Origin of the sequence: Arthrobacter sp. (assembly GCF_030540645.1) — a bacterium.
Taxonomy (GTDB): Bacteria; Actinomycetota; Actinomycetes; order Actinomycetales; family Micrococcaceae; genus Specibacter.
In genome coordinates, this window is sequence record NZ_JAUNVV010000048.1 from 1 (window position 1) to 6,330 (window position 6,330).

The window sequence follows — 6,330 nt, forward strand, 5'->3', positions numbered from 1 at the left end:
GCTTCCAGCAAGCGCATCCGCAAGATCGCGTTCACCGGCGAGACCACCACGGGCCGGCTCATCAGCCAGTACGCCTCGCAAAACCTGATCCCCGTCACGCTGGAGCTGGGAGGGAAGAGCCCGAACATCTTCTTCGACGACGTCATGGACAAGGACGACGCCTTCTACGACAAGGCGCTGGAAGGTTTCACGCTCTACGCCTTCAACCAGGGCGAAGTCTGCACCTGCCCCTCCCGCGCACTGGTCCAGGGTTCCATGTACGAGGCCTTCATGGCCGACGCCGTGGCCCGCACCGAAGCCATCATCCAGGGCAACCCGCTGGACACCGACACGCAGATCGGCGCCCAGGCCTCCAACGACCAGCTGGAGAAGATCCTCTCCTACATGGACATCGGCAAGCAGGAAGGCGCGAAGGTCCTCACCGGCGGCGAGCGCAACATCCTCGAAGGCGATTTGGCTGGCGGCTACTACGTCAAGCCCACCATTTTCGAGGGCACCAATGACATGCGCATCTTCCAGGAGGAGATCTTCGGACCCGTCCTGGCGGTGACGAAGTTCGACGACTACGCCGACGCCCTGCACATCGCCAACGACACCCTGTACGGGCTCGGCGCCGGTGTCTGGTCCCGCAACGGCAACGTGGCGTACCGTGCCGGACGCGAAATCCAGGCTGGCCGCGTGTGGGTCAACAACTACCACGCCTACCCCGCGGGAGCTGCGTTTGGCGGCTACAAGTCCTCCGGTATCGGCCGTGAGAACCACGCCATGATGCTGGACCATTACCAGCAGACGAAGAACCTGCTTGTCAGCTACAGCGAAGACAAGCTCGGCTTCTTCTAACTCCCACCCACCCCCAACGCTCCTGCAGCAACGGGGCGCTGACCCCCAACGCTCCTGCAGCAATGGGGCACTATTTGAGAACCGTCCAGCAATATTTCCCGGCACGTTTTCTTCTCTGCACGACGCCGGGCACCTGCCCAGGTGCCCGGCGCTCCCCTGTTACCAAGCACCACATTCACGAAAGAGAATTTCATGTCTACGATGCAAGCAGCAGTTGTCAAAGAGTTCGGCGCACCCCTCACGGTCGAGGAGTATCCCCTGCCCACCCCCGGCCCCGGCCAAGCAGTGGTCAGGCTGATTACCAGTGGCGTCTGCCATACGGACCTCCACGCCGCGGAGGGAGACTGGCCGGTCAAGCCCAGCCCGCCATTTGTGCCCGGCCACGAAGGCGTCGGTGAGGTTGTGGCGCTGGGCGAGGGTGTCACGTCCTTGAAAGTGGGCGACCGCGTGGGCAACGCCTGGTTGTGGACGGCCTGCGGGGAATGCGAGTACTGCAGAACGGGCTGGGAAACGCTGTGCGAGTCCCAGCAAAACGGCGGCTACAGCGTGGACGGCTCCTTTGGCGAGTACATGCTGGTGGATGCCGATTTTGCCCCGCGCATCCCTGAGGACGCGGATCCCGTGGAGATTGCCCCCGTCCTGTGCGCCGGAGTCACGGTCTACAAGGGATTGAAGATGACCGAGGCCCGCCCGGGCCAGTGGGTTGTCATCTCCGGAATCGGCGGATTGGGCCACATTGCCGTCCAGTACGCCGTGGCCATGGGGCTGCGCGTTGCTGCCGTGGACATTGCCGAGGACAAGCTGGCCCTTGCCCGCAAGCACGGCGCTGAAGTCACCGTCAATGCCTTGACCGAGGATCCGGTGGAGGCCATTCAGCGCGAGACCGCTGGCGCCCATGGCGTGCTGGTGACGGCCGTGCATCCGGCCGCGTTTGGCCAGGCCATCGGCATGACCCGCCGCGGCGGCACCATCGTCTTCAATGGCCTGCCAGCGGGAGACTTCCCCGCACCGATCTTTGAAGTGGTGCTGAAGGGCTTGACCATCCGCGGCTCCATCGTGGGCACACGCCAGGACATGACCGAAGCGATTGACTTCTATTCACGTGGGCTGATCCACCCCACAGTTTCCACGTGCAGCCTGGGCGACATCAACGAAGTCTTTGACGAGATGCGTGCCGGCAAGATCGACGGCCGCGTCGTCATCAAGTACTAGTGATCAAGTACTAACAGTCTTGGCAGGCTCGCCACCGGTGGCCGAGCCTGCCAAGACCCGCCACCCGCAATTCAAAGGAGCAGCTCAATGACACATTCGACGGACGTTTTGGATTCTGCAGCAACCCTTCCGGGTGAAACACAATCCCGCGTCGCCTTGTCCGGCGCAGCCGTTGAACTGCTGCAAAAGCTGTGGGGCATCCATGGTCCGCTCATGTTCCACCAGTCCGGCGGCTGCTGCGATGGCTCCTCCCCCATGTGCTATCCGGCCGGGGAATTCATCACGGCGGAAGCGGATGTGCAGCTGGGCTTGTTCGACCTGCCCGACTGCGGGCCGCTGGAGTTTTGGATGTCAAAGGAACAGTTCAACTACTGGTCACACACCCACCTCACGGTGGACGTGGTGGCCGGGCGCGGCAGCGGTTTCTCCGTGGAGGCCCCCGAAGGCAAGCGGTTCCTGATCCGCTCCCGGCTGGTGGACGGCTTCACTCCAGCCGGGGCATAGGAGTCCCTGCCAGTCCCGGGTCCCGGTGGCTACTTCGGCTTCCGCAGCTACTTCCGTTTCCGCTTGGACTGCTGCCGCTTTTGCACCAGCACTGCCACAACAGCCACCACAATGGCTCCGGCCATGGCGATTTCCATTTTCTGCCCATCCTTCGAATCTGTCGGCACACGAACCTCCAGCATAGCCAGCCCGCTGCGGTACCGCAGCCCGGGCGCACGGGGCGGGTGTCCGGCGTCGTCCGCGGCACCGGCACTGCCCGGCACCACCAGCGAAGGGGTCAGTCGCCGGGCGGGCCGTCGATGATGCTCTGGACAATGGAGCCATACTGGCGAATCAAGGCTTCCTCGGCCATCTCTTCCGGTTCCAGCAGTCCCAGCACGCGGGTTCCGGCCCCGAGGCCCATCACAGCACACACCAGCAGCTGGGATTTCTGCAGGGACGGGGAATCGTCGCCGATCTGCCCTGCCATCCACTGCACGTAACGCTCGCGCAGCTCTGCCTGGGCCGTCGCCTGGTTGGGTGCGTCCTGGACCAGCATCGCCACCATGGACCAGGGCTCGGCCTCCCCGTTGCGACGCCGCCGCAGGATCCTCCGCACCAAGGCGAATCCCAGAGGCTCTCCCGTGCCGTCCAGCAGGTCCGAGCGCGGCACATCCGGCGCGGCGGCCTCAAACAACTTGGCCTTGCTGCCCATCACCTTCATCACCATAGCCGGGGAATAGCCTGCCAGTGCGGCCACGTCCTTGACCGTGACTGCCGTATAGCCGCGTTCACCAAAGAGCCTGCGCGCGGCTTCAATGACGGCTTTTCGCGTGTCAGGGCGGCCCATCAGTGGCGCCCCGTCCCGAAACCGGCTCCCGCCATGGCGGCCCGCATATTCTCAGCCTCGGCAGTTCCGGTCCCGGCGGCACCATCCAGCACCACGTCAACCACCGCCGACCGCGCCGTCAACACCACGTGCACGGATTCGCTGCACCGTCCCCCACTGTCCATGGCAGTCAGGATATAACGGCCCACCGGCGGAAGTGGAACTTCATAGCTTCCGTCCGGTCCGCAGAACGTGGAAACCACGAACTCCCCCGTCGCTTTGGTCAGCGTCACCAGCGCACCGTCCAGGCCGCGGACGCCGTCGCCCACGATGCCGCTGACGGTCAGCCTGAGCGCAAGGAGGATGTGCTGGGTGCTGGAAGAATCCACAAAGTCCAGGACCTGCGAGCTCGGTGCCCAGCCGTCTGCACTGGAGATGACCAGGTAGCGTCCGGATGCGGGCAGGACCAGTGAGTAGCGCCCGTCGTTATCGGCCCGGCTCCAGTCGGCCGGTTCCCCGTTGGTGTGCAGCGCATTGACCACGGCCTGGCGGATCGGTTGGCCGCCCGCACCCACCACGGTGCCGCTGACCACGATCTCATCCCCATCGGCGGCGTGCACTGCATTTTCGGCAGCCGGGGCGCCGTCCGCCGAGAGGTTCCCGTAACTCTGCACACCGGCCATGCCCGACGGCGTCCTGCCGGGACCTGCGGGAACAGCTGTCCCGGCCGCCTGGCCCTGGGACGCTTTTCCGTGCGAGGTCTGGAAGCGTGGGATGAAGACGGCGACGCCGATCGAGAGCAGCGCTGCGATCGCTGCGTACCAGAAGATCTCCTTGAAGGCGTCCACCGTGGGAAGTGCCAAAGGCCCCACGTGCACCACGGCCGAGGTCAGCACGGCACCGACCACGGCGGACATGGTGGATGTGCCCACGGCGCGCAGCAGCGAGTTCAGCCCGTTGGCTGAGGCGGTTTCCGTGATCGGCACCGAACGCATGATCAGTGTCGGCATGGCGGCGTAGGCGATCGCGGTGCCCATGCTCACGGCGGTCGCACCGAGGATCACCATCCACACCTCGCCGGTCAGGAACACCCGTGCCACGTAGGCAACGGCCAGTACCAGGGAGCCAACGATCAAGGTCGCCTTCGCGCCATGCCGCTTGGTGATCATGGCGGAGACCGGGGCAAGGGCCACCATGGCCAGCCCGGAGGGGATCATGCACAATCCGGCAATGACCACACTGAGTCCAAAACCGTAGCCGCCCACATTGGGCAGCTGGAGCTGCTGGGTGGTGCTGAGCATGTTCGCGTACATGGAGAAGCCCACCAGAATGGAGGCGATGTTCGTCAGCAGCACCGGTCTGCGGGCGGAGGTGCGTAGGTCCACCATCGGCTGGCTGACACGCAGTTCATAGGGGAACCAGACGGCTAGGAACACGACGGTGCCAATGAACAAAAGGATCACCGGCTCGCTGCTCCAGCCCCATTCCCCACCCTTGGAGATGGCGAGGAGCAGGGCTGTCAGCGCCGCTGTCAGCAAGACCGCACCGACGGCGTCGAACTTGCCCTTGGTGCGCACGGCCGACTCCGGCACCACGGCCAGCACGGCAATGATCAGCAGCACGCCGATGACGGCTGAAATCCAGAAAATGGCTTGCCAGCCCAGGGATTCGTAGATGATTCCGGACAGCGGCAGCCCCAGTGCGCTGCCAATGCCCAGCGTGGCGCTCATGAGGGCGACGGCGGAGACCACCTTTTCGCGCGGGAGTTCGTCGCGCATGATGCTGATGCCGACGGGGATCAGGGACGCGGCAAGCCCTTGGAAGGCGCGGCCGATCAGCAGTGTCAGCAATGTCCCGCCCACTGCGGCGATGATCGATCCGACCACCATGGTGACCATGGCAACAACCATCATGCGCCGCTTGCCGAACATGTCCGCCAGCCGGGAAACGATGGGCGTGGCGATGGCGCTTGTCAGCAGCGTGATGGTGACAAGCCAAGACGTGTTGTCCGGGGAGGCGTTAAGAATTTTCGGGAAGTCCGGCAGCAGCGGCACCACCATGGTTTGCTGCAGTGCCACCACGGTTCCGGCCAGACACAGGATTGCGATGACCAGCGAAGTGCGCTTAGGTGCTGCGGCGCTTCGACTCTGACGGGCGGTTGCTGGTGGGCTGGCCAAGTGGGACGGCAAGGGCTTCCTTCGCGATATGTGGTGGGCCCTGCCATATCGCCAGGGCTGGTGAACGCGCGTTCACCTATTAAGTGAACCACCGTTCACCCCCAGCAGTCAAAACCGAATTGCGGCCTGCACGGGCTGTGAGGATTAAGCTGGAACGCATGACTCCCGCCGCATCCCTGATCCTGGCTTCAGCCTCCCCCGCCCGCACTAAACTGCTGTCCGACGCCGGCATTGCCCACAGCATCCGCGTGTCCGACGTGGACGAAGACGCCATCACAGCTGCCGCCGGCCCGCTGACACCGGCCGAAACTGCCCTGCTGCTGGCACGCGCCAAGGCCGAGTCCGTGGCTGCCGGTGCGCAGGCTGCGCTGGTGATCGGCTGCGATTCGGTCTTTGAATTTGATGGCGCCCCCTACGGCAAGCCGCGGGAGCCCGCCGTGGCGCGGGAGCGCTGGCAACTCATGCGCGGCAAGTCCGGAGTGCTGCATACCGGACATTGGCTCGTCAACGCCTGCTCCAACGAGACGGTGGCTTACGGTGAGGTCAACAGCGCCGTCGTCAGCTTTGAAGACATGTCCGACGCCGAGATTGACGCCTATGTTGCCACGGGAGAGCCCCTGCAGGTGGCTGGCGGATTCACCATCGACGGGCTCGCCGGGGCCTTTATCAGCGGGGTCGACGGCGATCCGCACACGGTGGTGGGGCTGTCCATTTCCACATTGCGGCGTCTTTTGGCCAAATCCGGGGTGTCCATCACCGACCTGTGGGCCTGACGCTGACTTCCAGGCC

General features: G+C 64.5%; 7 protein-coding genes. 4 read left to right on the top strand and 3 right to left on the bottom strand.

Features of this window, described 5'->3' with window-relative positions:
• The 3 genes from Q4P21_RS10125 to Q4P21_RS10135 all read left to right on the top strand — a co-directional run.
• The coding region (locus Q4P21_RS10125; protein WP_303388653.1) for an aldehyde dehydrogenase family protein at positions 1-840 on the top strand (840 nt) is incomplete at its 5' end.
• Positions 841-1,041: 201 nt separating this feature from the next.
• On the top strand, positions 1,042-2,052 hold the full coding sequence (adhP, locus tag Q4P21_RS10130; RefSeq protein ID WP_303388677.1) for an alcohol dehydrogenase AdhP: 1,011 nt from the start codon (positions 1,042-1,044) through the stop codon (positions 2,050-2,052).
• 87 nt (positions 2,053-2,139) lie between these two features.
• Positions 2,140-2,556 (top strand): DUF779 domain-containing protein, encoded by a 417-nt coding sequence (locus Q4P21_RS10135; protein WP_303388654.1) that lies wholly within the window; start codon positions 2,140-2,142, stop codon positions 2,554-2,556.
• Positions 2,557-2,603: 47 nt separating this feature from the next.
• Here Q4P21_RS10135 and Q4P21_RS10140 read toward each other — a convergent pair whose 3' ends face one another.
• Genes Q4P21_RS10140 through Q4P21_RS10150 form a run of 3 tightly spaced genes read right to left on the bottom strand, consistent with a single transcriptional unit; the run spans position 2,604 to position 5,553 of the window.
• Positions 2,604-2,822 carry a hypothetical protein gene (locus tag Q4P21_RS10140; protein ID WP_303388655.1) on the bottom strand — a complete coding sequence of 73 codons (219 nt, stop codon included), beginning with the start codon at positions 2,820-2,822 and terminating at the stop codon, positions 2,604-2,606.
• 11 nt (positions 2,823-2,833) lie between these two features.
• The gene (locus Q4P21_RS10145) at positions 2,834-3,385 is read right to left on the bottom strand and encodes a TetR/AcrR family transcriptional regulator (protein ID WP_303388656.1); all 552 of its coding nucleotides are present in this window, start codon (positions 3,383-3,385) and stop codon (positions 2,834-2,836) included.
• Positions 3,385-5,553 (bottom strand): MFS transporter, encoded by a 2,169-nt coding sequence (locus Q4P21_RS10150; RefSeq protein ID WP_303388657.1) that lies wholly within the window; start codon positions 5,551-5,553, stop codon positions 3,385-3,387. Before Q4P21_RS10150 ends, Q4P21_RS10145 begins: the two co-directional genes overlap by 1 nt.
• Before the next feature lie 146 nt (positions 5,554-5,699).
• On the opposite strand from Q4P21_RS10150, the gene Q4P21_RS10155 reads away from it, so the two are divergent.
• Positions 5,700-6,314, top strand: coding sequence for a nucleoside triphosphate pyrophosphatase (locus Q4P21_RS10155; protein ID WP_303388658.1), 615 nt, complete (start codon positions 5,700-5,702; stop codon positions 6,312-6,314).
• Positions 6,315-6,330: the final 16 nt, after the last annotated feature.

What these genes read in the sequence shown, in the direction of transcription:
- Q4P21_RS10145 (WP_303388656.1), bottom strand. Translation starts at nt 3,385, where the DNA reads ATGGGCCGCCCTGACACGCGAAAAGCCGTCATTGAAGCCGCGCGCAGG.
- adhP (WP_303388677.1), top strand. Translation starts at nt 1,042, where the DNA reads ATGCAAGCAGCAGTTGTCAAAGAGTTCGGCGCACCCCTCACGGTCGAG.
- Q4P21_RS10135 (WP_303388654.1), top strand. Translation starts at nt 2,140, where the DNA reads ATGACACATTCGACGGACGTTTTGGATTCTGCAGCAACCCTTCCGGGT.
- Q4P21_RS10155 (WP_303388658.1), top strand. Translation starts at nt 5,700, where the DNA reads ATGACTCCCGCCGCATCCCTGATCCTGGCTTCAGCCTCCCCCGCCCGC.